This window comes from Klebsiella sp. PL-2018 (assembly GCF_019048985.1).
Classification (GTDB): Bacteria; Pseudomonadota; Gammaproteobacteria; order Enterobacterales; family Enterobacteriaceae; genus Klebsiella; species Klebsiella michiganensis.
In genome coordinates this window covers 468,749-491,791 of sequence record NZ_CP077673.1, presented here as the reverse complement: position 1 = coordinate 491,791, position 23,043 = coordinate 468,749, and the positions used below count along the sequence as shown (strand labels likewise).

Sequence of the window (23,043 nt, the reverse complement as noted above, 5' to 3'; positions counted from 1 at the left end):
GTATGTCTATTTCAATAAAAAAGATGGGAGGGGCGCTATCCGGAACCTACCACACATTTTTCGTTCTCGTTCCGGCGCTCGCTCTCGGTTTAAGCGCTAATGCCCTGGCACGTGATTTTTTTGATCCCGCTTTTATAAAATCAGTAAATCAGGGCGATCCATCCTCAATACCGGACCTGTCCCTGTATTCAACCAGGGATGCACAGGCACCAGGGGTGTACCGCATTGACGTTATTTTAAATAATAGTCTGCAAGAAACGGCCGATATTCGCTTTGTTGACAAAAAAGATCCGGCGACTGATGCCTTAAAACTCGCGCCATGTTTAAGCATTGCTAAATTAACCACCTATGGTTTACGTTCAGATGCATTTCCAACATTAAAAGAGGATGCTAACGGCTGTGCTGATACGAGCATCATCCCGGATTTCACCACCGATTTTAACTTTAATACTCAACAGCTGCTGATATCCATACCGCAGGCAGCCCTGTCGACGATAGCTCAGGGATTTGTTTCTCCCGATGAGTTTGATGACGGTATTAACGCCTTGCTGACCAACTATCAGTTTAGTTCGGGCAAAGACTATGAAGCGGACAATGAGTATTACAATCTTAACCTACAATCCGGCCTGAACATTGGGCCGTGGCGCCTGCGCAACCTTAGTACCTGGAATAAATCAGCAGGCACGAAGAGTGACTGGGATTCCGTCTATCTCTATGCGCAGCGAAGCATTGTGTCGTTGAAAAGCACCTTAGTCATGGGTGAAAGCACCTCTCTCTCCAGCATTTTTGACAGCGTGCCCTTCACGGGGATTCAGCTGGCAACCGATACGGACATGATTCCTGAAAGCCTGCGCGGCTTCGCGCCTGTTGTTCGTGGTATTGCCAGGACCAACGCTCGCATCGTCATTAAACAGAATGGCTATCAAATCTACCAGGCCTTTGTCGCTCCGGGCGCTTTCGAAATCACCGATCTCTACTCGACCGGCGGCAACGGTGACCTTTACGTCACCGTCGAGGAGTCCGATGGTTCCCAACAGAACTTCGTCGTGCCTTACGCCTCTCTGCCATTAATGCTCAGAGAAGGCCAGATGGAGTATGAGGTCACGAGCGGTAAATATCGCCCATATGACGGCAATATAGATGAAAAACCGTTTACGCAGGCTACGATCGGCTACGGTGTCTTAAGCAACACCACTTTCTATACCGGTTTGCAGGCGGCATCCAACTATCAGGCGCTCGCTTTCGGAGTCGGGCAAAACCTTGGCGATATTGGCGCGGTTTCCGCAGACGTCACGACAGCCTGGTCCCACAAGAAAGATGAAGATAAAACGTCCGGCCAATCCTGGCGTATCCGCTATGGTAAAAATATTCTTGAGACCGGCACCAATATTACCGTAGCCGGCTACCGCTATTCGACCTCCGGGTACAATACGCTAAGCGATGTGATGAACACCTATAGCAACAGATACGGCGGCTATACTCCACGCTCTCTGCGTAACAGAACCAATATTACCGTGAGCCAAAGCCTGGGGGCCGGGTTAGGTAGCCTTTCTGTATCCGGTATATTCGAGGATTACTGGGACAGCAAGCGCCACAATAACTCGCTGAATATTGGTTACAACGGCGGGTTCCGCCGCTTTAACTATTATGCCGGCTATAGCTATAGCCGCTACAGCTGGGGAAATAGTGGCTCCGGCCGTTATGTAGAGGATGACCATGTCGTTTCATTTAATATCTCTATTCCTTTAAGCGAGTGGTTGCCTAATGCTTATGCGACCTACAACGTCACCAACAGCAGCCCGGGCTCGACCGATCAGTATGTTTCTCTGAGCGGGGTGGCGCTGGAAAATCATAACCTCGACTGGAACGTACAGCAGGGCTACAGCAATCGGGAGGATGCCAGCGGCGGCGTCTACGGCAACTATCGTGGTTCAACGGGTTCAGTTAACGCCGGCTACAGTTATGCCAAACATAGCCAGTTGATTAACTATGGTCTCAGCGGCGGCGTATTAATGCATGCCGACGGTATTACCCTGGGTCAGGAAATGTCTGAAACCGCCGTACTGGTTAAAGCACCCGGGCTGAAAAATGTACGCCTGGAAAACGACGCGACTATCGAAACGGACTCCCGCGGCTACGCGATTATTCCGTACGTTACGCCATACCATCGGACCAACGTAACCTTAGATAGCACGACTCTGGGGAATAATATGGAATTGCCAAATACGACGCAAAAAGTCGTGCCTACACGTGCAGCCGTGGTACGGGCGAACTTCGCGGGTAATATTGGCCGCCGCGCATTCCTTATCCTTAAGAGAGCATCAGGCGAAAACGTGCCGTATGGCGCAACGGTAACGTCAACTACCGATAAAAATGCCCAGGCCAGTATCGTGTCTGATGGTGGGATGGTCTACATGTCCGGTCTAAAAGATAACGGTGAAGTCTATGCCCAGTGGGGTTCAAAGACTGGCCAGCAGTGTAAAGCGGCTTATAGTCTGGCCAGGGAAATCGAAGGCATCGCGCAGACGACTGCGGTTTGCCACCAACAGGGAAAGTAATACTATGAAATGTCTTTTTTTTATTATTAGTTTACTCAGCATAAGCTTACAGGCGGTGGCTACCTGCTCATATAGTAAAACGGGTGGCGGTGCGATTACCGTTAGTTTTAACGGTTCTGTCATCGCGGATTCCACATTACCTAACGGTAGCATATTAGCGTCGGCAAGACGTGGAAGTGTAAATCCCAAAACATTTTCATCGTGTAGTTCCAGCGATGTTTATGTCGTCAGAACCGTACCTGTCGTAAGCCCATCTAATATTACTAAAATTGGTGGAAAAATAGTTTATGAGACAGGTATCCCCGGTATTGGGTTTCAGATTTCTGATATTACCTTACCATCAGTTAACTATTTTTCCCCTGCAGAAATAGATCAGCCAGAAATAGCCAGCAATCATTATTTTTCTAAAGCGTCTGGACAGGTCATGGTCTGGTTAGTGAAAACCGGCCCCATAACGAAACAAAAGGGAAACAAAACGGCGGTTTATTTTATGGCTGGCCCGCCAAATCAGACCAACACGGGTGCATCGAATACCGCTGAATTATTCAGAATCAATGTGGATTTGACTAACATTACTTTTAAGGAAACTACCTGCGAAATCTCGCCGCGCAATGGAGGTATCGTAAAACTATCAACCATTGATATTTCGGATTTAAATTCCGTAGCAGTCGGCAGTGCCGCAGGCAAGTCCAAAAATATTATACTCGATATTAACTGCCCGGATTCAGAAATCAATAAAAAATATGTTTACTGGTTTAGCCCTATATCTGTAGCATCAACAAGCGTAAATGGACTATTACTAAATTCATTACCAGACGGCGCTCAAAACATAGGTATCATTCTTAAAAAAAATGGTTCTGCGATAAAATTTAACGATCTGAGTGCCTACCCCTTCGTCAGTACTAAGAGTCAGGATTTAACGCTCACTGCTGACTATTTTAAAATCGCTAAAAATGTCTCTGCAGGCATCACTGGGGAGATAAAAACAGATTTAGAGGTCATCCTGCAGGAGGAATAATTCCCCTGTGAGCAAGGATATAAGCATATACCAGCAAGTTTTACATAGACTTAATGATGAATAAAAGCAAAAACGTTATAAATCCAAAATTATTCGAGTGGTGAGTGAGAGAATACCTGGCAGTTTACTGCATTAAGTGGCTGGGCTGAGCGCGCTCAGCCAACGCTCAGGCAGCCTGAAGTGTGGCGGTTAAAATGCCTGTCGTTATCAATCCGTTCTCTCACACACAATCACGCCATCAATATTAATTCACTAAAGCTGATACATGAACCGCTAAAAATTCACTAATCAATCATCAACACGGACATTGAAAAATAACAGTCACATATTAGAATCAGCCTCGAAATACCACCTTGCACCTTCGTGTATTTCATTTTCTAAAAATGTCAAAATAGATTTTGACTTGTTGTTGTTTTCTTAAAGCACTCATATATTAAAGGAATATATAATGAAACAACTCACTGTATTTGAAATGGAAGAGATTTCTGGTGGCTACTCCTGGGACTTCTCATCGATAACTGGCGCCTTAACCAGTATTGTTTTTAATAGCGCAGAAGCTATCGGGGCATCCATTTTAGGTGCCACTGCAGGCGCACTTGCCGTTTCTGCTATGGGCGGCATCTTCGGCGGTAACGGTGGCGGCATTTTAGGTATCGGGTCAATTGGCCAGGCGGTGGGGATGATTTACGGTCTGTGCGTTGGCGGCGTTGGTGGCGCTATTGCTGGTGCCATGGTTGGCTGGGATATCACTCTCGATAAATGTATCGAGATGTTTGATGGATTTGTTGATGGTACGCTAGCCTACTGGTAAGAAAGTTTTCAGACCATAACTTTATGAAGGCTCTGACGAGCCTTCTTTTATCTTAATTCTCTATCTCAAAGCTGATAACAATGTTAAAAAATATCTATCGCAAGGAAGCGATTGAGTACAAAAAAATTCACTGGAAAGGGAAAGCATTATTGTTAGCAGGCATCCCGGCATGGTTGGTTACCTTGTTAGCATCACTTTTTCTTATTGCTCTTGTATTATCTCTCATATTTTGTACCTTCACTCAGCGCATTGATGTGCGTGGCGAAGTCATTACGCTCCCCCACTCCGTGAACGTCTTCGCACCACAGCAAGGTTTTGTTGTTAATCAGCACGTAAAAGTGGGTGATATCGTAAACAAAGGCCAACCGCTTTATGAGCTTGACGTTTCGCGTAATACCATTAATGGGAATGTGAGCGCAGCCCAAATTGAAGTGATTAATGAAAAAATTGCTAATGCGGAAGATATTATAAGCAAACTGACGCGCAATAAAGCTGAAACATTAACCGCCCTTGATAAACAGATTAAAACTACCAGCGCCTCACTGGCTGAAACTAATCGCATGCTGGCGACGACTCAGGTAGGCTTAAACAAAATGCATACCAACTTATCCAGCTATGATAAATACCTCAAGGATGGTCTGATCACTAAAGACCAGTATAACTATCAGCATTCTTTATATTTTCAACAGCAAAGCGCCTATCAATCCCTGGTTACCCAAAAAATGCAGCTGGAATCTCAGCTCACGCAAACCAATAGCGATAAAATAACCAAAGCAGCAGACTTTGATAATCAGATTTCCAGCCAGCACAATCAAATCAATGATTACAAAAATCAGCTGGTAGAATCCAACGCGAATGGTAATCTCATTATTAAAGCAACGACCAATGGCAAGATTGAGTCGCTGGCAGTGACTAAGGGGCAGATGGTTGAGAACGGCAGCAGCCTCGCACAGATCAAACCCACAGGGGATATTGAGTATTATCTCATCCTATGGTTACCCAATAATACTATCCCTTATGTGAAGCCAGGCGACACGATTAATATTCGCTATGATGCTTTTCCTGCGGATAAATTTGGACAATTTCCAGGAAAGGTTATTTCTATCTCCTCGGTTCCAGCATCACGCCAGGAGATGGCTGAATATACCAACGTTAATAACGGCACTAGCCAGCAGGAGTTGGCGCTCTATAAAGCCATTATAAAAATTAAAGACAAGACTTTTAACTACAACGGAAAAACGCTCACGCTCTCTAACGGCCTGAAGGCTCAGGCGGTAGTTTTTCTTGAAGAACGTCCGCTTTATATGTGGATGTTTACCCCTTTCTATAAGATGACGCAAAGCGTGAGTGGCCCGATCGATGCATAAAGAACTGTTTAAAAAGATTACCGATAAGCTAAATTTTTCGCTCCGCCATAAAACGCCGGTGATATTACAGTCGGAGGCTGCCGAATGCGGTATCGCCTGTCTGGCGATGGTTTGCGGCTTCTACGGGCTCAATATCGACCTGTTCAACTTCCGCCATCGCTACGGCAGTCCTTCTCAGGGCGTTACGCTCATGTCGTTGAGCAAAACGGCGGAACATGCCGGGTTGAAAAACCGCGCGCTATCCCTCGACCTGGATGAAATCAAGCAGCTAAAGCTGCCCTGCGTCATCCACTGGGGTTTGAATCATTACGTGGTGCTCACTAAAGTGCGTAAAAGCAGCTTTATTGTTCACGACCCGGCGTTGGGTAAACGGGTTATTGGCATCCAGGAAATGTCCAATAACTTTACCGGCGTTGCGCTGGAGCTATGGCCGGACCAAAACTTTCAGCAGGAACAGGCGAAATCTCGTCTACGCCTGCTGGACCTGATGCGTAATATTGTTGGGCTGAAATCCGTCCTGCTCAAGATCTTTGCCTTTTCGGTAGTGGTTGAGGCTATCGGCCTGTTGTTACCCATCGGCACGCAGCTGGTTACCGACCACGTCATCATGGCGCACGATCAGAGCCTGCTTTCGGTTATCTGTATTGGTCTGGTCTTCTTCACGCTCTTCCGTACATTTATTAGTATGCTGCGGGCCTGGATTTCATTAACGTTAAATACGCTGACCAATATTCAGTGGAAGACAACGCTGTTCGATCATCTGGCGAGCCTGCCGTTATCCTTTTTTGAGAAGCGCCATCTGGGCGATATTCAGTCTCGTTTCTCCTCGCTGGATACTATCCGCTCAACCTTCACCAATAGCATTGTTACCGGCATTATCGATTCGATTATGACCGTTGGCCTGCTGATTATGCTAACGCTTTATGGCGGCTGGCTGGTTTGGGTCGTGGTGGGCTTTACTTTATGCTACGTCATCATGCGTTTTGCGACCTACAGCTTCTACCGCCGCGTTGCCGAAGAGCAGGGTATCAAGGGCGCCCGTTCCAGCTCGCACTTTATGGAGTCGCTCTACGGTATTTCAACCATTAAGGCGTTGAACTTAAAAGAACGCCGTTCGCAGCACTGGTTAAATATCAACATCGACGCCTGTAATGCCGGCATCAAACAGACTCGGTTCGATATGATGTTTGGCGGTATTAATACCTTTATTACTTCTATCGACCAGGTTGCGGTTCTCTGGCTGGGGGCAATTATGGTTATTGATAACAATATGACCCTTGGCATGTTTATGGCCTTTAATGCCTATCGCGGTCAGTTCTCGCAGCGCGCCTCAAGTTTGATCGATCTGATTATGCAGCTGCGTATGCTGTCGTTACATAATGAGCGTCTTTCAGAGATCGTCTTTAGCGAGCCGGAAAAAGAACTGCCTTCACGACGCGTTTTTGCAGAAAACACGGGCGTTAAACTGGAAGTGAAGAATCTCAGCTACCAGTACGATCCGTTCTCGCAGCCTATTTTTTCTAATTTAAATATTACCGTTGAACCGGGCGAATCCATCGCGCTGGTCGGCCCTTCCGGCGTCGGTAAAACCACGCTACTGAAAGTCATGTGCGGCCTGCTGTCCCCAACCAGCGGCGATGTGATAGCGGATAACCTCGATATTCAGAAAATCGGCATTAACAACTTCCGTCATGGAACGGCCTGCGTTCTGCAGGAAGACAGACTCTTTTCGGGTTCCCTGATCGATAATATCAGCGGCTTTGAAGATAACGCCGATATGGACTTTATCGTTGAATGCGCACGCAGATGTAATATCCATGATGAAATCATGAAAATGCCGATGGGGTACGAAACCATTGTCGGCGAGCTCGGTTTAGGCATCTCTGGCGGGCAAAAACAGCGGCTCTTAATCGCTCGCGCCCTCTATCGAAAACCCAGCATTCTGTTTATGGATGAAGCCACCAGTCATCTCGATCTTAAAAACGAGTCGGTGATTAACCAGTCTATCTCTGGGCTAAGCATTACCCGAATCATCGTCGGCCATCGGCCATCCACCATTGCCTCGGCCGATCGCATCATTGATTTATCACAGCTACGCACGCTGGCACCAGCGTAACCCTCAGGAAAAGGAGATCCGAATGCAAGGCACGTTTATTGGTTTTAATACCGCATCAATTAAATATGAAGACAAATTTTTAGCTTTAATGCTCAAAGTAAAGCTGAGTAATCAACTTTGCCAGTCTTACTATCTTCAAGCCCAGGCGCTTACCGACCTCCTGTTAGTTTTACAACACAGGATGGCCATCGTATTACAGCGCTTAAACGCTGAAGGTGAAAGTTATAAGAGTGAACTGGTCGCTTTTAATGAGCAGCTCATAGAAAACACCCCGGTTATAGATATGCCGGAAGTCCAGCAGCCCAATTCGGAAAGGCGAGTCATATCGATTACGTTAAAACCAGGAGATACCTGGTCAACGCTCATTCTTGTGCTGCAAAACGAGCAAATTGCTACGCTGCGCATTGATGATATGCAGGTTGAAGCGCTGCTGGTTGGAGTTCAGCAATCTCTTAAAAACGCCGGTGATAACGAACTGATTAAAAATTTAACGTCATCACTGGAAAGCCTGATGCTATATGCCCTGGATTTAACGAATAACAAGAATGTTGATTATCAACAGTACATCCAGGATGAGTGGAAGCTCAATCTGTTTTCCCATTATCTGGGCGTGCTGTACTGCTGTGATACGGAAGCAGGCCGAAAAATCATCTCCGGCGCGGTGATTAAAACCAACGCCGCCCATCCGTCAGAGCAGGAGAATAGCGTAGTGATGCGCTTAATTGAGAAGAGCCCAAAACTGAAAGAAGTGCACGCAAAGCATCAGCCCTGCCAGATTTTTAGCCAAATTATTCCTTCTCAGCCGGGAAGAATGCTGTCGCTGGAGGAGTGCCTGCGGCCTTTACATGCGTTCTACATGGCGACACAGGCCAAAATCAACGCGCGCTAAAAAATATGCCAGGTGCCTCTATTGGCTCAAGAGAGACACCTGTTAAATCAATTCGGGCACTTATAAACCTGGCCGTTCATTTGGCTATCTGTCGGGACAAAGCTGGACAACAGATTCTGCGTCGGGCTGCTGACGCCGTAAATCACGTTGCCTCCCATTTCTGCCGCATGGTTACGCAGAGCGTTTGCCGCACCGCGCATAGAGCCGCCTTCATCACCATTCTGCCCGGACAGCCAGTTGCTCTGCGTACCGGTCGCAGTGCCTAACAGCTGGCATTCGGAACCCGGTTTATCCTCAACAAAGCGTACGTTCTGGCCACCAGAGGTCAATTCGTTGCTGGAGCTGCAACCTGCTAACAACAATGCTGCGCCGACAATCCCTGCTAAATATTTTACCTGCATGTTATTCCCCACGATCAATGAGCTGGACGCACTGGCCCGGATGTACAACCTTATACTAAAAAGACGACAAAAAGAAAAACCCCCGAGCATTTCTGCCCGAGGGTTCTTTATTTCTAAGGGGTATAGCGCACGATTACATCATGCCGCCCATACCGCCCATGCCACCCATACCGCCAGCAGCACCTAAGTCAGGCGCGTCGCTTTTCGGCAGGTCAGTAACCATGCACTCGGTGGTGATCATCAGACCAGCAACGGATGCTGCGTACTGCAGAGCAGAACGCGTCACTTTGGTTGGGTCCAGGATACCGAAGTCGATCATGTTGCCGTATTCTTCAGTTGCGGCGTTGTAACCGTAGTTACCCTCACCGGCTTTCACGTTGTTAGCAACAACTGACGGCTCTTCACCGGCGTTGGATACGATCTGACGCAGCGGAGCTTCCATTGCGCGCAGCGCAACTTTGATACCGACGTTCTGATCTTCGTTCTGAGCGGTCAGGCCAGCCAGTTTAGCCGCAACGCGAACCAGCGCTACGCCACCACCGGCAACCACGCCTTCTTCAACCGCAGCACGGGTCGCGTGCAGGGCATCGTCAACGCGGGCTTTCTTCTCTTTCATTTCAACTTCGGTCGCTGCGCCAACTTTGATTACCGCAACGCCGCCTGCCAGTTTCGCAACGCGCTCCTGCAGTTTTTCACGGTCGTAGTCAGAAGTCGCTTCTTCGATCTGCTTACGGATCTGAGTAACGCGGCCCTGAATCGCAGCTTCTTCACCCACGCCATCGATGATGGTGGTGGTGTCTTTGTTGATAACAACGCGTTTCGCCTGACCCAGGTCTTCCAGAGTCGCTTTTTCCAGCTCCATACCGATCTCTTCAGAGATAACGGTACCGCCGGTCAGGGTTGCGATGTCCTGCAGCATAGCTTTACGACGGTCGCCGAAGCCCGGAGCTTTAACCGCAGCCACTTTAACGATGCCGCGCATGGTGTTCACCACCAGGGTCGCCAGCGCTTCGCCTTCTACGTCTTCAGCGATGATAACCAGCGGTTTGCCAGCTTTCGCCACGGCTTCCAGAACCGGCAGCATTTCGCGGATGTTGGAGATTTTTTTGTCAGCCAGCAGGATGAACGGGCTTTCCAGTTCAACAGCACCGGTTTCCGGCTTGTTGATGAAGTACGGGGACAGGTAGCCGCGGTCAAACTGCATACCTTCAACCACGTCCAGTTCGTCTTCCAGACCGGTACCGTCCTCAACGGTGATAACGCCTTCTTTACCGACTTTGTCCATCGCTTCCGCGATCAGTTTACCTACGGTTTCGTCGGAGTTAGCGGAGATGGTACCTACCTGAGCAATGGCTTTAGAGTCAGAGCACGGTACGGACAGCGTTTTCAGTTCTTCAACGGCGGCAACGACAGCTTTGTCGATACCACGTTTCAGATCCATCGGGTTCATACCCGCAGCAACGGCTTTCAGGCCTTCAGCGATGATAGCCTGAGCCAGTACGGTTGCGGTGGTGGTACCGTCGCCTGCAGCGTCGTTCGCTTTAGAGGCAACTTCTTTCACCATCTGCGCGCCCATGTTTTCGAACTTGTCTTCCAGCTCGATTTCACGCGCTACGGAAACGCCGTCTTTAGTGATGGTTGGCGCACCGAAGGATTTGTCCAGAACCACATTACGGCCTTTCGGGCCCAGGGTTACTTTAACTGCGTCTGCCAGTACGTTTACGCCGCGCAGCATTTTCACACGAGCGTCGTTACCGAATTTTACGTCTTTAGCTGCCATTTTATCTTTCCCTTAAATTCGTATGTTCAGTGTCGTTCGCGGATTACGCTTCAACAATTGCCAGAATGTCGCTTTCGGACATGATCAACACTTCTTCATTGTCGATCTTCTCGGACTTCACGCCATAGCCATCGTTGAAAATGACGATGTCACCAACTTTAACGTCCAGAGGCTGCACGGTTCCGTTTTCCAGGATGCGGCCCTTACCGACAGCGATGATTTCGCCACGAGTTGATTTTGCTGCCGCAGAACCGGTCAGAACGATGCCGCCAGCAGACTTCGTTTCAACTTCTTTACGTTTGACGATCACACGATCATGTAACGGACGAATACTCATTTTGATAGCTCTCCTTTGAGAAAGTCATTATCAGTTATGGATGACGCCGGTCCGCACACGGTTTTCCGGCTAGTGCCCTGAGAGATGGGGATGGGGTTTTACCGCTTCAAGGGGAAACGCAAAAAAAAATTTGTCCTCGTGCTCGGACGCACATAAATTTGCCGTCCTCGCCCGACGTCATAAGCAAAAGCGATTGTGATACCATCCTTTTTTTGCCGGGCGCAAGGTTGAATCATGAGTGGTTTAAAACAGGAGTTAGGGCTGGCTCAAGGCGTGGGATTACTCTCCACGTCATTACTGGGAACCGGGGTCTTCGCCGTTCCGGCACTGGCCGCGCTGGTCGCCGGCGATAACAGCCTCTGGGCCTGGCCGGCGCTGATTTTACTGGTGTTTCCCATCGCTATCGTCTTTGCGACGCTGGGCCGCCACTTTCCCAGCGCCGGCGGCGTGGCGCATTTTGTGAATATGGCCTTTGGCCCGCGCCTGGCGCGCGTCACCGGCTGGCTCTTTTTATCGGTGATCCCGGTGGGATTACCCGCGGCCCTGCACATCGCCACCGGCTTTGGTCAGGCGCTTTTTGGCTGGCACGACAGCCAGCTGCTGCTGGCCGAGCTGGGAACGCTGGCGATTATCTGGTGGGTCGGTTCCCGCGGAGCCAGCTCCAGCGCCAATCTACAGACGTTGGTTGCCGTGCTGATTGTCGCCCTGATCGTCGCCATCTGGTGGCGCGGCGCGATCAATCCCGCGCAGATCCCCTTCCCGGCGCCCGCTGAAATCGATAGTTCGCAGCTTTTCTCCGCGCTTTCCGTGATGTTCTGGTGCTTTGTCGGGCTGGAGGCTTTTGCACACCTGGCCTCTGAGTTTAAGCAGCCGGAACGCGATTTCCCCCGCGCGCTGATGATTGGCTTATTACTGGCGGGTTCCGTCTACTGGGCCTGTACCGTGCTGGTCCTGCATTTTCATGCCTTTGGCGAGGAGATGGCCGCCGCCGCGTCGCTGCCCAATATCGTGGTGCACCTGTTTGGCGTGCAGGCGCTGTGGATTGCCTGCGTTATCGGCTATCTCGCCTGCTTCGCCAGCCTCAATATCTATATTCAGAGTTTTGCTCGCCTGGTCTGGTCGCAGGCGCAGTACAAACCCGAGAGCTATCTGGCCCGGCTGTCGCCGCGACAGATTCCGCGCAACGCGCTGAACGCGGTGCTCGGCTGCTGCGTCATTAGCGCGTTATGCATTTATGCGCTCAATATCAATCTTGATGCGCTGATCGTCTACGCCAACGGCATTTTTATTATGATCTATCTGCTGTGCATGCTGGCGGGCTGCCGTTTGCTTGAGGGACGTTATCGCGCGTTAGCGGCGTTTGGCAGCCTGCTGTGCCTGCTGCTGCTGGCGATGGTGGGCTGGAAGAGCCTTTACGCGTTTATCATGCTGGCGGTACTGTGGCTGTTTTTACCGAAGCGCAGGCTGGCGGAGGGGTATTCCAGGCCGGAGTAACCGGCCCGGGCAATGCATGTTAGTCGCGGCGATCGTCTTTATGATCGAGACGGTCGCGTTCGTCGTCTTTACGCTGGTATTCGCCTTCAAAGGTATCGCCGCCGCCCGTTCCGGCGCTAAACCCGCCGCCCGGCATTCGGCTAAAGCGCAGATGCGGCATCAGTTTTAAGGTCAGATGCTTCTGTACCGGAGGTAACAGCAGCAGCAGCCCCAGGAAATCGGTAAAGAACCCCGGCAGAAGCAACAGCAAACCGGCGATAATCAGCGACACGCTTTTGATCATCTCTGCGGCCGGGCTCTCCCCCGCCGCCATCTTCTGCTGCATCAGCATGAGGTTTTTAAAGCCCTGGTTTTTCACCAGCGATATCCCCACCACCGAGCTGAAGATCACCAGAATCAGCGTCAGCAGAACGCCAAGCACATGAGCGACCTGGATAAAGATCGAGATTTCAATGTAAACGTATAAAAAAACGGCAATTAACGGAATCCAACGCACCGGCGTCTCCTTCATTAACAGACGCCAGCATCGGCGCCCGTAGTCATAGATGTGCTATTCGCATCAGCAAGATGTTGGGCCAAAACGTCACTTTTCAATCGTAAAAAAAGCTTATTTTTTTCAAAATTAGAAAACCGGTGACTCATTTCACAGATTAATAATTCTTATAAGATTCACTACATAATAAGTGATCAGGGCGGCTGATATTCGCTATCATCAGCATATGATCGTGGGCACCGGGCCGATTAAGGAAATAATCTGCGGCCAGAAAATGCGCTAGATCCCATTAATTCTGCGTATTTGGTGAATTCATAGGCAGCTTGAAAGAGAAGGTTCACATGTTAAACAACATTCGTATCGAAGAAGACCTGTTGGGTACCAGGGAAGTTCCAGCTGACGCTTACTACGGCGTCCATACTCTGAGAGCGATTGAAAACTTCTACATCAGCAACAACAAAATCAGCGATATCCCTGAATTTGTCCGCGGAATGGTGATGGTGAAGAAGGCCGCTGCGCAGGCTAACAAAGAGCTGCAAACTATCCCCAAAAGCGTCGCCAATGCCATTATCGCCGCCTGCGATGAGGTCCTGAATAACGGCAAATGCATGGACCAGTTCCCGGTCGATGTGTTCCAGGGCGGCGCGGGCACTTCCGTTAACATGAACACCAACGAAGTACTGGCGAACATCGGCCTTGAGCTGATGGGCCACCAGAAAGGCGAATATCAGTATCTCAACCCGAACGACCACGTTAACAAATGCCAGTCCACCAACGATGCCTACCCGACCGGTTTCCGCATCGCGGTCTACGCCTCCATCCTCAAACTGATCGATGCGATTAATCAGCTGGGCGAAGGCTTCCAGCAGAAGGCCGTAGAGTTCCAGGACATTCTGAAAATGGGCCGGACTCAGCTACAGGATGCGGTACCGATGACCCTCGGTCAGGAGTTCCACGCGTTTAATGTTCTGCTTAACGAAGAGACCAAATGCATTCTGCGCACCGCGGAACTGCTGCTGGAAGTGAACCTTGGCGCGACCGCTATCGGCACCCGTCTGAACACCCCGGATGGCTATCAGCAGCTGGCGGTACAAAAACTGGCGGAAGTCAGCAACCTGCCGGTTGTCCCCGCGGAAGATCTGATCGAAGCGACCTCCGACTGCGGCGCCTACGTGATGGTCCACAGCTCTCTGAAGCGTCTGGCGGTAAAACTGTCCAAAATCTGTAACGACCTGCGCCTACTCTCTTCCGGCCCGCGCGCTGGCCTGAACGAAATCAACCTGCCTGAACTGCAGGCGGGCTCTTCCATCATGCCCGCCAAGGTTAACCCGGTGGTCCCGGAAGTGGTCAACCAGGTATGCTTCAAAGTAATCGGTAACGACACCACCGTCACCATGGCTTCCGAAGCGGGCCAGCTGCAGCTGAATGTGATGGAACCGGTGATTGGCCAGGCGATGTTTGAATCTATCCATATTCTGACCAACGCCTGCTACAACCTGCTGGAAAAATGCGTCAGCGGCATCACCGCCAACAAAGCGGTATGTGAAAGCTACGTCTACAACTCTATTGGCATCGTCACCTACCTCAACCCGTATATCGGCCACCACAATGGCGATATCGTCGGCAAAATCTGCGCTGAAACGGGCAAAAGCGTCCGGGATGTGGTGCTTGAACGCGGCCTGCTGACCGCGGCGGAGCTGGACGATATCTTCTCTGCGCAAAACCTGATGCATCCGGCCTATAAAGCGAAGCGTTATACCGATGAAAGCGAACAGTAGGTTTTCCGATTAAACTAACCACGGGCATGTCAGCAATGACATGCCCTTTTTGTTCTTATTGATTTACTAAATTACAACAACCCAATATCAACTTGTTAATAAAACAAGGAAGGCAAATATGTTTGGTGCAGAACTCGTTATTGTCCTGCTGGCGATTTATCTGGGAGCCAGGCTCGGGGGAATCGGCATCGGTTTCGCCGGTGGCCTGGGCGTCCTCGTCCTGACCCTCGTGTTTCAAATTAAACCTGGCGCGATCCCCTTCGACGTCATCGAAATCATTATGGCGGTTATCGCCGCTATCGCCGCCATGCAGGTCGCCGGAGGGATGGATTACCTGGTCAGCCTTGCCGAACGTATGCTCCGGCGTCATCCCAAATACATCACCTTTCTCGCGCCGCTGGTCACCTGGTTTATGACCGTGCTTGCCGGAACCGGGCATACGGCGTTCTCAACCTTACCGGTTATCACCGAAGTGGCAAAAGAACAGGGCATCCGCCCCTCACGCCCGCTCTCCATTGCGGTGGTCGCTTCGCAGATTGCCATTACCGCCTCGCCGATTTCCGCAGCGGTGGTCTTCTTTGCCGGTATTCTCGAGCCCCTGGGCGTCAGCTACCTGACGCTACTGGCGATCTGTATTCCGGTTACCCTGATTGCCGTCATGCTTACCGCCATCGTCTGTAACTTCCTCGGCTGTGAGCTGAAAGACGACCCGATTTATCAGGAGCGGCTGGCAAAAGGGGAAGTCAAACTGCGCGGCAGCCAGGTTTTTGAACTGAAGCCGCACGCCAGACGCTCGGTATTACTGTTTCTGATCGGTATCGTCGCGGTGATGTTCTACGCCACCGCCATCAGCGATACCGTAGGGCTGATCCAGGATCCAGTCCTGCCGCGTAACGAAGCGATTGTGGTATTTATGCTGACTATCGCGACGCTGATAAGCATCACCTGCAAAATCGACACCGGTGAAGTGCTCAACGCCAGCACCTTTAAATCCGGCATGAGCGCCTGCGTCTGCGTTCTCGGCGTCGCATGGCTGGGGGATACTTTCGTCAAAGCCCACATCAGCGATATCCAGACCGTGGCGGGCGACCTGCTGCACAACTACCCGTGGCTGCTGGCGGTGGTGCTGTTCTTCGCCGCGACCCTGCTATATTCCCAGGCCGCGACCACTAAGGCGCTGATGCCCGCCGCGCTGATGCTGGGCGTGAGCCCGCTTACCGCCATCGCCTCATTTGCCGCCGTCTCCGCCCTTTTCGTTCTGCCGACCTACCCCACCCTGCTGGCGGCGGTCGAAATGGATGACACCGGCTCCACCCGCATCGGCAAATATGTCTTTAACCATGCCTTCCTGATCCCCGGCGTCATCGCCATTACGCTATGCGTGATCCTCGGGTTTATTTTCGGCGGCATCATGCTGTAAATCTCTTCAAATTCGGGCCAGATCCTGGCCCGTTTCGTTAATCCTCCTTATCTTGCGTGCTATAGTGCCTCTTTTCGCTGATACGAGGTTCACGATGACGATGCCTGATGCTGTTGTTGTACTCTGTACCGCGCCGGATGAAGCGACCGCCCAGGACCTGGCGGCCAAAGCGCTGGCGGAAAAACTCGCCGCCTGCGCCACTCTCCTGCCGGGAGCGACATCGCTCTACTACTGGGAAGGAAAACTGGAGCAGGAGTATGAAGTGCAAATGCTGCTGAAAACCGACCTTGCCCATCAGCAGGCGCTGCTGGACTGCCTGAAGTCCCATCACCCGTATCAAACCCCTGAACTTCTGGTTCTGCCCGTTATTCACGGAGACAACGATTACCTCTCATGGCTCAACGCATCATTACGCTGATCCTGCTGCTTTGCAGCACATCGGCCATTGCCGGCCTGTTCGACGCCCCTGGCCGCTCGAACTTTGTTCCTGCTGACCAGGCTTTTGCCTTCGATTTTCAGCAGAATCAACACGATCTTAATCTGACCTGGCAAATCAAGGATGGTTACTATCTTTACCGTAAACAGATAAAGCTGACGTCCGCAGATGCGGCGTTTACCGACCCCTCGCTGCCTGCAGGCGAATGGCATGAGGACGAGTTTTACGGTAAAAGCGAAATTTACCGCCAGCGCCTGACCGTGCCGGTCACTCTGACTCACGCCGCCGCCGGCGCGACTCTTACCGTGACTTATCAGGGATGCGCGGATGCCGGTTTCTGCTATCCGCCGGAAACCAAAATCGTGCCGCTCGGCAACGCGCTCGCGCGCTCCAGCAGCGATACTGCCGTCGGGCAACCCGGGCTGACCCCGCCTCTGCCGCTGGAAACGCGCCCGGCGCTGCCGGTAGAGTCGCCGTCCGACCTTCCGCCCCCCGCTGTGGACAATAAAGATGCCGCTCTCCCCTTTAGCGCGCTGTGGGCGCTCTTGATTGGTATCGGCATCGCGTTTACCCCATGCGTGCTGCCGATGTATCCGCTGATTTCCGGCATCGTGCTGGGCGGGCAAAAACGCCTCTCCACCGCCCGCGCGCTGCTGCTGGCCTTTATCTACGTCCAGGGCATGGCCCTAACCTACACCGCCCTGGGGCTGGTCGTTGCCGCTGCGGGCCTGCAGTTCCAGGCGGCGCTACAGCACCCTTATGTGCTGATCGGCCTGTCGGTGCTGTTTATCCTGCTGGCGCTGTCGATGTTTGGTCTGTTTACGCTCCAGCTGCCTTCGTCGCTGCAAACGCGCCTGACGCTGATGAGCAATAAACGCCAGGGCGGTTCACCTGGCGGCGTATTCGCCATGGGGGCGATTGCCGGATTAATCTGCTCGCCCTGCACCACCGCGCCGCTGAGCGCCATTCTGCTCTATATCGCCCAGAGCGGTAATCTGTGGCTGGGCGGCGGTACCCTGTACCTCTACGCGCTCGGCATGGGGCTGCCGCTGATCCTGGTGACCGTATTCGGTAACCGTCTGCTGCCGAAAAGCGGCCCGTGGATGGCCCACGTCAAAACCGCCTTTGGCTTTGTGATCCTGGCGCTGCCGGTATTTTTACTCGAGCGTGTCGTGGGCGAACCGTGGGGCCTGCGGCTTTGGTCGCTGCTTGGCGTCGCCTTTTTTAGCTGGGCGTTTATTACCTCGCTGGGCGGCACGCGCCCCTGGCTGCGTATTGTGCAAATAGTGATGCTCGGCGCCGCGCTGGTCAGCGCCCGTCCGCTGCAGGACTGGGCTTTCGATGCGCCGGTCGCGCAACGGCAGTCCCATCTCCAGTTTACCCGTATCCATAGCGTCGATGAGCTCAATCAGGCGCTGGCGCAGGCGAAAGGCAAACCGGTGATGCTCGACCTGTACGCCGACTGGTGCGTGGCCTGCAAAGAGTTCGAGAAATACACCTTTACCTCACCTGAGGTTCAACAGGCCCTGAAAGAAACCGTTCTGCTGCAGGTTGATGTCACCAAAAATAGCGCGCGGGACGCGGCGCTGCTGAAGCACCTCCAGGTGCTCGGCTTGCCCACCATTCTGTTTTTCAATGAACAGGGCGAGGAGCAGCCCGCGCAGCGCGTCACCGGCTTTATGGATGCCGCGGCATTCAGCGCCCATTTGCGCGATCGACAACCGTGAGCGACACTGTAGGAGGAATAATGGAGGAAAAGACCGTGCAACGTGAAGATGTCCTGGGTGAAGCCATCCAAATCCTCGAAATCGAGGGTATCGCTAACACCACGCTGGAAATGGTCGCCGAGCGCGTGGCTTACCCGCTCAATGACCTCAAACGTTTCTGGCCTGACCAGGAAGCGCTGCTGTACGACGCGCTTCGCTATCTCAGCCATCAGGTCGATGCCTGGCGCCGCCAGCTTTTACTGGACGAGTCGCTCAGCGCGGAGCAGAAGCTGCTGGCCCGCTACGCCGCGCTGACCACCTGCGTAAGCAACCATCGTTATCCCGGCTGCCTGTTTATTGCCGCCTGTACTTTTTATCCGGCCCCTCAGCATCCGATCCATCAGTTGGCCGAGCAGCAAAAGCAGGCTTCGCTGGCCTATACCCATGAACTGCTTAGCCAGCTCGAAGTTGACGATCCGGCAATGGTCGCAAAGCAGATGGAGCTGATCGTTGAAGGCTGCCTGAGCCGACTGCTGATCAAGCGCAGCCAGACGGATGTCGATACCGCGCGTCGCCTGGCAGAAGACATTTTGCGTTTTGCCCAGTGCCGTATGGGCGGCGCCCTGACCTGATTCCGATATCTTAACCAATTCATCGCGCATATAATCCCCTCCTCATCGATATGCTGACAGGGTTTGATATGCGCTCTCTTCTTTGGGTTGCCATCATGGGGCTGTGTTCGACACCGCTCCTGGCAGCTTCTCCGCAAGGCTTTTCTTTCGCGCACAAAGACTGGGAGCTCGCCTGCGACAACACCGGGACCTGCCGAGCCGCCGGCTATGGCGCCACCATGGGCGAAGTCAGCGTTCTGCTGACCCGCAATGCGGGCGCGGCGCAGCACGTCATCGCTGTGGCGACTTTCGCGCAAACCGAACGCGATATCCCCCCTGACGCAACGGTAAATCTGTTCATTGACGATCGGGATAACGGCCCACTTGAGGCCGCCGACGAGAGCCACTTTCGCTTTGATGACACCCAAACGGCGGCCCTGATTCAGGCCCTGGAGCACAACGGCAAAATTGAGCTTGCCCTTAACGGCGAGCGTAAGACGCTCTCCGACGCGGGCAGCAGCGCCGTATTCCTGAAAATGGATGAGTTTCAGCAGCGTCTGGGCACTGCCGATGCGCTGTTACGCCAGGGCGACGCCGGTGATGACAATATTTTATCAGCCGCGCCCGCACCGGAAATTATCGCCGCACCGGTCATCCACAATGCCGCCACCGTAGCGCTGACGGCAAAGCAGCGGCAGAAACTCCGTCCCCAGCTCGTCCCTCTGCTAAATAGCCATTGCGACGACTGGCAAAACGCGGATATCCCGGCATCTGAGCGCCAGATCACCGCAACGCCGTTGGATAAAAGCCACACGCTGATTCAGGCGCTGTGCTGGCGCGCTGCCTACAACGACGGCTATGCAACGTGGGTGGTCGACAAGGCGTTTATGACCCAGCCTCAGCTGGTCACCACCGACGCCTCCAGCTATGCCGACGGCGTGCTCACCTTTTTCAATAAAGGCCGCGGTATCGCCGACTGCATCAGCGGTGAAGAGCGCGTCTGGGATGGCAAAACGTTTGTCCAGAGCCTGAAATACTCCACCGGCGACTGCCGGGAGATCGCCCTCGGCGGCGCGTGGATGCTGCCCACCTTTGTGAGCCAGGTTATCCCGAAGCAGCAGAAAGATGCCGATAACAACGCGCTGAAAGCGCTGTATAACGCCGTATTAAAGGAGCAGAAGGCCAATCCTGAACTGGATCTGAATAATATCGCCGAGCAGTTCCCCCTCAGCGGGAACGTCAGCCATTTTACGCTGACCTACGCGGACGACTCTCTGGTATCGACGACGAAACCGTCCGCCGATATCAGCGATGATGAGTGGCAGGCGTTTCTCCAGTCCGATATCAGCGCCGACTCCGAAAACGGTAAAGTGAGCTTTACGCTGGTCGACCTCGACGGAGACGGTAAACGCGATTTAATTATCGACAGCTACGTTGGCGGCACCGGACTCTTTAGCTATACCGGGATACTAAAACGCAGCGACGACGCTTTTGCTGCGGTTAACAGCGATGATAGCGGCAATGGCGATGATTTTGACGCAGGCGTTCCGGGCGCGCTCTATTCTCTCAACGGCCGCGGCGCCAACCAGTGGAGTCACTGGGTGCGCATTAACGGCCAGGTTTACGCGCTCTGGTACAACGGCCAGTTTGGCGAAGACAATCTCTATCTGTTGCGCCCATTTGGCCCCTCAGGCAGTACGCCGGCAGTGACAATCCGCTATCGCTACACCCTTAACGACATTCGCTCGCCGGAAAAAGACCAGCCTCTGACGCCCGCGCTGAATGAGCGGGAAAAGTCAGACCTGCTGAAGTCGCTGGAAGTGATGCAGAGCAACCTGCTCAAGGATAAGCCACAGAGCGACAATGACGCGCCAATTTGCCCTATTCCTCCGGGCACATCATCCGACGACGCGGAAAACTACTATAGCGGGGTAGCGTCGAACTATATCTATGAAACCGTGGCATATATCCCGGTCTGGCTGAACGATAAATGTTTTATCGGCACCATCTTTAGCCACCACGGCGCCTATCGTCACGGCGTCGATGCGGAAATCACGATCAGCTCGCCGCGCGATGACGAAGACATTGTTGGCGACTACGCGATTTCTGGATTACGCCGCGCTATCTCGGTGACCAGCGGCTGGAAAATCCGTGAAGGCGACAACGGGATGATGTAATTTTCAGCAAAAAAGCGTATTCAGGCGCAGAATTGCCGCAAACTTAAGCAACCGGTAGATAAATCGAGAAATTTGATTGACGCCGCGTACGGATTACGGTTTAATGCGCCCCGTTGCCCGGATAGCTCAGTCGGTAGAGCAGGGGATTGAAAATCCCCGTGTCCTTGGTTCGATTCCGAGTCCGGGCACCACTCATTTAGAAACGGACGTCTACTGACGTCCGTTTTGCTTTATAAAGTCAACAAGTTATCCCCTTCCAGTTGTCTACTACTGTCCGTTAAAATCTACTGGCAGCGCCCCCTATTTGTTGGTAAAAATGTTGGTAATCTCAGTTCGATGGGATTTTTACCAACATTTGCACAGGAGGCTTGCTATGCGCTTAACTGATATTGCTGTAAAAAACGCCAAGCCTTCCGACAAGCAGATCAAGCTATCAGATGGTAAGGGGCTTTATCTGCTGGTGCATCCCAACGGTTCCAAATACTGGCAAGCGGCTTATCGCTTCGATGGTAAGCAAAAGGTCTTCTCAATTGGCACCTACCCGTCTGTATCGCTCTCAGAAGCTCGTACAAGCCTCTTAGAGATGAAATCTCTGTTAGCTAATGGAGTTGACCCGTTGCAGCAAAAAAAGGCTGTAAAAGCTGAGGAGCGCGGAGATTTTACGTTTGAGGCAGTGGCGCGGGACTGGCACAAAAAAATGTCTGTCAGTGAGCGCTGGATACCTCAGCATAGTGAACGGATTTTAAACAGCCTTATTAATCATCTTTTCCCTGCTATCGGCTCAAAAAATATTACCAAGTTGACTACGCGCGATCTGTTGCTTCCGCTTCGTAAAATTGAGGGTAAAGGCCAGCACGAAACGGCTTCACGCCTGAAACAACGTATTACAGCTATCATGCGTTATGCTGTTCAAGAAGATATGATTAACAATAATCCCGCTAATGAACTTGGCGGCACGTTAATCACACCTAAAAGAACGCATTACCCAGCGCTTGAACTTGAGCAAATACCCGATCTACTTGCTCGTATTGACGCTTATAATGGGCGTAGATTAACGGTATTAGCTTTAAAGCTCACTATGCTGGTATTCATCCGCTCAAGTGAATTGCGGTTTGCTCGTTGGCCTGAAATAGATTTCAAAAATGCTTTATGGGTTATTCCACCAGAAAGAGACGAGATCGAGAATGTCAGATTTTCTGAGAGAGGATCTAAAATGCGGATACCGCATTATGTGCCGTTAAGTCATCAGGCCATTGAAATATTAAAAGAGCTAAAAGATATTAGTTATGATATTAGCAATGGTGAGGGTTTGATATTTATCGGTTGTCATGATTATCGTAAACCTATGAGCGAGAATACCGTTAATAAAGCATTGCGGCTTATGGGCTATGACACACAAAAAGATATATGCGGCCACGGTTTCCGCACGATGGCTTGTAGTTCTCTTGTTGAGTCAGGCATATGGACTGAAGACGCAATTGAAAGACAAATGAGCCACAAAGAGCAAAATAATGTTCGTGCAGCTTATATTCACAAAGCAAAGCATATTACACAACGTAGGCTTATGCTTCAATGGTGGGCTGATTATTTAGACGCAAACAAAGAAAGGCATATTATGCCGTTTGATTTTGCCAGAATAAATAACTAATTA

18 protein-coding genes and 1 tRNA gene are annotated in these 23,043 nt (G+C 51.7%); 15 read left to right on the top strand and 4 right to left on the bottom strand.

Annotation, left to right across the window (positions count from 1 at the left end; all coding sequences use genetic code 11):
* Positions 1-2: 2 nt before the first annotated feature.
* The 6 genes from MKleb_RS02295 (at position 3) to yjeJ (ending at position 8,759) form a co-directional block, all read left to right on the top strand.
* Positions 3-2,558: a fimbria/pilus outer membrane usher protein gene (locus tag MKleb_RS02295; protein ID WP_025107647.1), complete on the top strand. Its 2,556-nt coding sequence runs from the start codon at positions 3-5 to the stop codon at positions 2,556-2,558.
* Positions 2,559-2,562: 4 nt separating this feature from the next.
* Positions 2,563-3,576 (top strand): fimbrial protein, encoded by a 1,014-nt coding sequence (locus tag MKleb_RS02290; RefSeq protein WP_025107648.1) that lies wholly within the window; start codon positions 2,563-2,565, stop codon positions 3,574-3,576.
* 448 nt (positions 3,577-4,024) lie between these two features.
* Complete coding sequence (locus MKleb_RS02285) at positions 4,025-4,387, top strand: hypothetical protein (protein ID WP_217076425.1); 363 nt, start codon at positions 4,025-4,027, stop codon at positions 4,385-4,387.
* A gap of 80 nt (positions 4,388-4,467) precedes the next feature.
* The gene (locus tag MKleb_RS02280; RefSeq protein ID WP_025107649.1) at positions 4,468-5,754 is read left to right on the top strand and encodes an HlyD family secretion protein; all 1,287 of its coding nucleotides are present in this window, start codon (positions 4,468-4,470) and stop codon (positions 5,752-5,754) included.
* Complete coding sequence (locus tag MKleb_RS02275) at positions 5,747-7,870, top strand: peptidase domain-containing ABC transporter (RefSeq protein ID WP_217076423.1); 2,124 nt, start codon at positions 5,747-5,749, stop codon at positions 7,868-7,870. The genes MKleb_RS02280 and MKleb_RS02275 overlap by 8 nt, the downstream gene beginning before the upstream one ends.
* A 22-nt stretch (positions 7,871-7,892) precedes the next feature.
* Positions 7,893-8,759, top strand: a complete 867-nt coding sequence (gene yjeJ / locus MKleb_RS02270) for a YjeJ family protein (protein WP_025107651.1) — start codon at positions 7,893-7,895, stop codon at positions 8,757-8,759.
* A gap of 47 nt (positions 8,760-8,806) precedes the next feature.
* On the opposite strand, the gene MKleb_RS02265 is transcribed toward yjeJ, so the two are convergent.
* From MKleb_RS02265 to MKleb_RS02255, 3 genes are all read right to left on the bottom strand, one after another.
* Positions 8,807-9,160 carry a DUF4156 domain-containing protein gene (locus MKleb_RS02265; protein ID WP_004097909.1) on the bottom strand — a complete coding sequence of 118 codons (354 nt, stop codon included), beginning with the start codon at positions 9,158-9,160 and terminating at the stop codon, positions 8,807-8,809.
* A gap of 133 nt (positions 9,161-9,293) precedes the next feature.
* Positions 9,294-10,940, bottom strand: coding sequence for a chaperonin GroEL (groL, locus tag MKleb_RS02260; protein ID WP_032747587.1), 1,647 nt, complete (start codon positions 10,938-10,940; stop codon positions 9,294-9,296).
* A gap of 43 nt (positions 10,941-10,983) precedes the next feature.
* A complete protein-coding gene (locus MKleb_RS02255; RefSeq protein WP_003855929.1) occupies positions 10,984-11,277 on the bottom strand; it encodes a co-chaperone GroES in 294 nt (97 codons plus the stop codon).
* 234 nt (positions 11,278-11,511) lie between these two features.
* Between MKleb_RS02255 and yjeH the strand changes: the two genes are divergently transcribed.
* The gene (yjeH, locus tag MKleb_RS02250; protein ID WP_025107653.1) at positions 11,512-12,771 is read left to right on the top strand and encodes an L-methionine/branched-chain amino acid transporter; all 1,260 of its coding nucleotides are present in this window, start codon (positions 11,512-11,514) and stop codon (positions 12,769-12,771) included.
* Between the two features lie 19 nt (positions 12,772-12,790).
* Here the strand turns inward: yjeH and MKleb_RS02245 are convergent, their stop codons facing one another.
* The gene (locus MKleb_RS02245) at positions 12,791-13,267 is read right to left on the bottom strand and encodes an FxsA family protein (protein WP_004097899.1); all 477 of its coding nucleotides are present in this window, start codon (positions 13,265-13,267) and stop codon (positions 12,791-12,793) included.
* A gap of 338 nt (positions 13,268-13,605) precedes the next feature.
* Here MKleb_RS02245 and aspA point away from each other — a divergent pair, with 338 nt between their 5' ends.
* The 8 genes from aspA (at position 13,606) to MKleb_RS02205 (ending at position 23,040) form a co-directional block, all read left to right on the top strand.
* On the top strand, positions 13,606-15,042 hold the full coding sequence (gene aspA / locus MKleb_RS02240; RefSeq protein WP_004097898.1) for an aspartate ammonia-lyase: 1,437 nt from the start codon (positions 13,606-13,608) through the stop codon (positions 15,040-15,042).
* A gap of 118 nt (positions 15,043-15,160) precedes the next feature.
* The gene (locus tag MKleb_RS02235; RefSeq protein WP_014227594.1) at positions 15,161-16,462 is read left to right on the top strand and encodes an anaerobic C4-dicarboxylate transporter; all 1,302 of its coding nucleotides are present in this window, start codon (positions 15,161-15,163) and stop codon (positions 16,460-16,462) included.
* 94 nt (positions 16,463-16,556) lie between these two features.
* A complete protein-coding gene (cutA, locus tag MKleb_RS02230) occupies positions 16,557-16,880 on the top strand; it encodes a divalent cation tolerance protein CutA (RefSeq protein ID WP_004097896.1) in 324 nt (107 codons plus the stop codon).
* On the top strand, positions 16,856-18,625 hold the full coding sequence (locus MKleb_RS02225) for a protein-disulfide reductase DsbD (protein WP_025107654.1): 1,770 nt from the start codon (positions 16,856-16,858) through the stop codon (positions 18,623-18,625). Before cutA ends, MKleb_RS02225 begins: the two co-directional genes overlap by 25 nt.
* A 35-nt stretch (positions 18,626-18,660) precedes the next feature.
* Complete coding sequence (locus tag MKleb_RS02220; RefSeq protein ID WP_416381397.1) at positions 18,661-19,236, top strand: transcriptional regulator; 576 nt, start codon at positions 18,661-18,663, stop codon at positions 19,234-19,236.
* A 68-nt stretch (positions 19,237-19,304) separates the two neighbouring features.
* Positions 19,305-21,392, top strand: a complete 2,088-nt coding sequence (locus MKleb_RS02215) for a DUF1176 domain-containing protein (RefSeq protein ID WP_025107655.1) — start codon at positions 19,305-19,307, stop codon at positions 21,390-21,392.
* Positions 21,393-21,507: 115 nt separating this feature from the next.
* Positions 21,508-21,583: transfer RNA gene (locus MKleb_RS02210), tRNA-Phe, on the top strand.
* 182 nt (positions 21,584-21,765) lie between these two features.
* A complete protein-coding gene (locus tag MKleb_RS02205; protein WP_025107656.1) occupies positions 21,766-23,040 on the top strand; it encodes a tyrosine-type recombinase/integrase in 1,275 nt (424 codons plus the stop codon).
* Positions 23,041-23,043 lie beyond the last annotated feature (3 nt).

Coding starts and splice junctions, on each gene's coding strand:
- groL (WP_032747587.1), bottom strand. CDS start 10,940: ATGGCAGCTAAAGACGTAAAATTCGGTAACGACGCTCGTGTGAAAATG.
- aspA (WP_004097898.1), top strand. CDS start 13,606: ATGTTAAACAACATTCGTATCGAAGAAGACCTGTTGGGTACCAGGGAA.
- MKleb_RS02285 (WP_217076425.1), top strand. CDS start 4,025: ATGAAACAACTCACTGTATTTGAAATGGAAGAGATTTCTGGTGGCTAC.
- MKleb_RS02290 (WP_025107648.1), top strand. CDS start 2,563: ATGAAATGTCTTTTTTTTATTATTAGTTTACTCAGCATAAGCTTACAG.
- MKleb_RS02275 (WP_217076423.1), top strand. CDS start 5,747: ATGCATAAAGAACTGTTTAAAAAGATTACCGATAAGCTAAATTTTTCG.
- MKleb_RS02225 (WP_025107654.1), top strand. CDS start 16,856: ATGGCTCAACGCATCATTACGCTGATCCTGCTGCTTTGCAGCACATCG.
- MKleb_RS02235 (WP_014227594.1), top strand. CDS start 15,161: ATGTTTGGTGCAGAACTCGTTATTGTCCTGCTGGCGATTTATCTGGGA.
- MKleb_RS02205 (WP_025107656.1), top strand. CDS start 21,766: ATGCGCTTAACTGATATTGCTGTAAAAAACGCCAAGCCTTCCGACAAG.
- MKleb_RS02295 (WP_025107647.1), top strand. CDS start 3: ATGTCTATTTCAATAAAAAAGATGGGAGGGGCGCTATCCGGAACCTAC.
- MKleb_RS02265 (WP_004097909.1), bottom strand. CDS start 9,160: ATGCAGGTAAAATATTTAGCAGGGATTGTCGGCGCAGCATTGTTGTTA.
- yjeH (WP_025107653.1), top strand. CDS start 11,512: ATGAGTGGTTTAAAACAGGAGTTAGGGCTGGCTCAAGGCGTGGGATTA.
- MKleb_RS02280 (WP_025107649.1), top strand. CDS start 4,468: ATGTTAAAAAATATCTATCGCAAGGAAGCGATTGAGTACAAAAAAATT.
- MKleb_RS02255 (WP_003855929.1), bottom strand. CDS start 11,277: ATGAGTATTCGTCCGTTACATGATCGTGTGATCGTCAAACGTAAAGAA.
- cutA (WP_004097896.1), top strand. CDS start 16,557: ATGACGATGCCTGATGCTGTTGTTGTACTCTGTACCGCGCCGGATGAA.
- yjeJ (WP_025107651.1), top strand. CDS start 7,893: ATGCAAGGCACGTTTATTGGTTTTAATACCGCATCAATTAAATATGAA.
- MKleb_RS02215 (WP_025107655.1), top strand. CDS start 19,305: ATGCGCTCTCTTCTTTGGGTTGCCATCATGGGGCTGTGTTCGACACCG.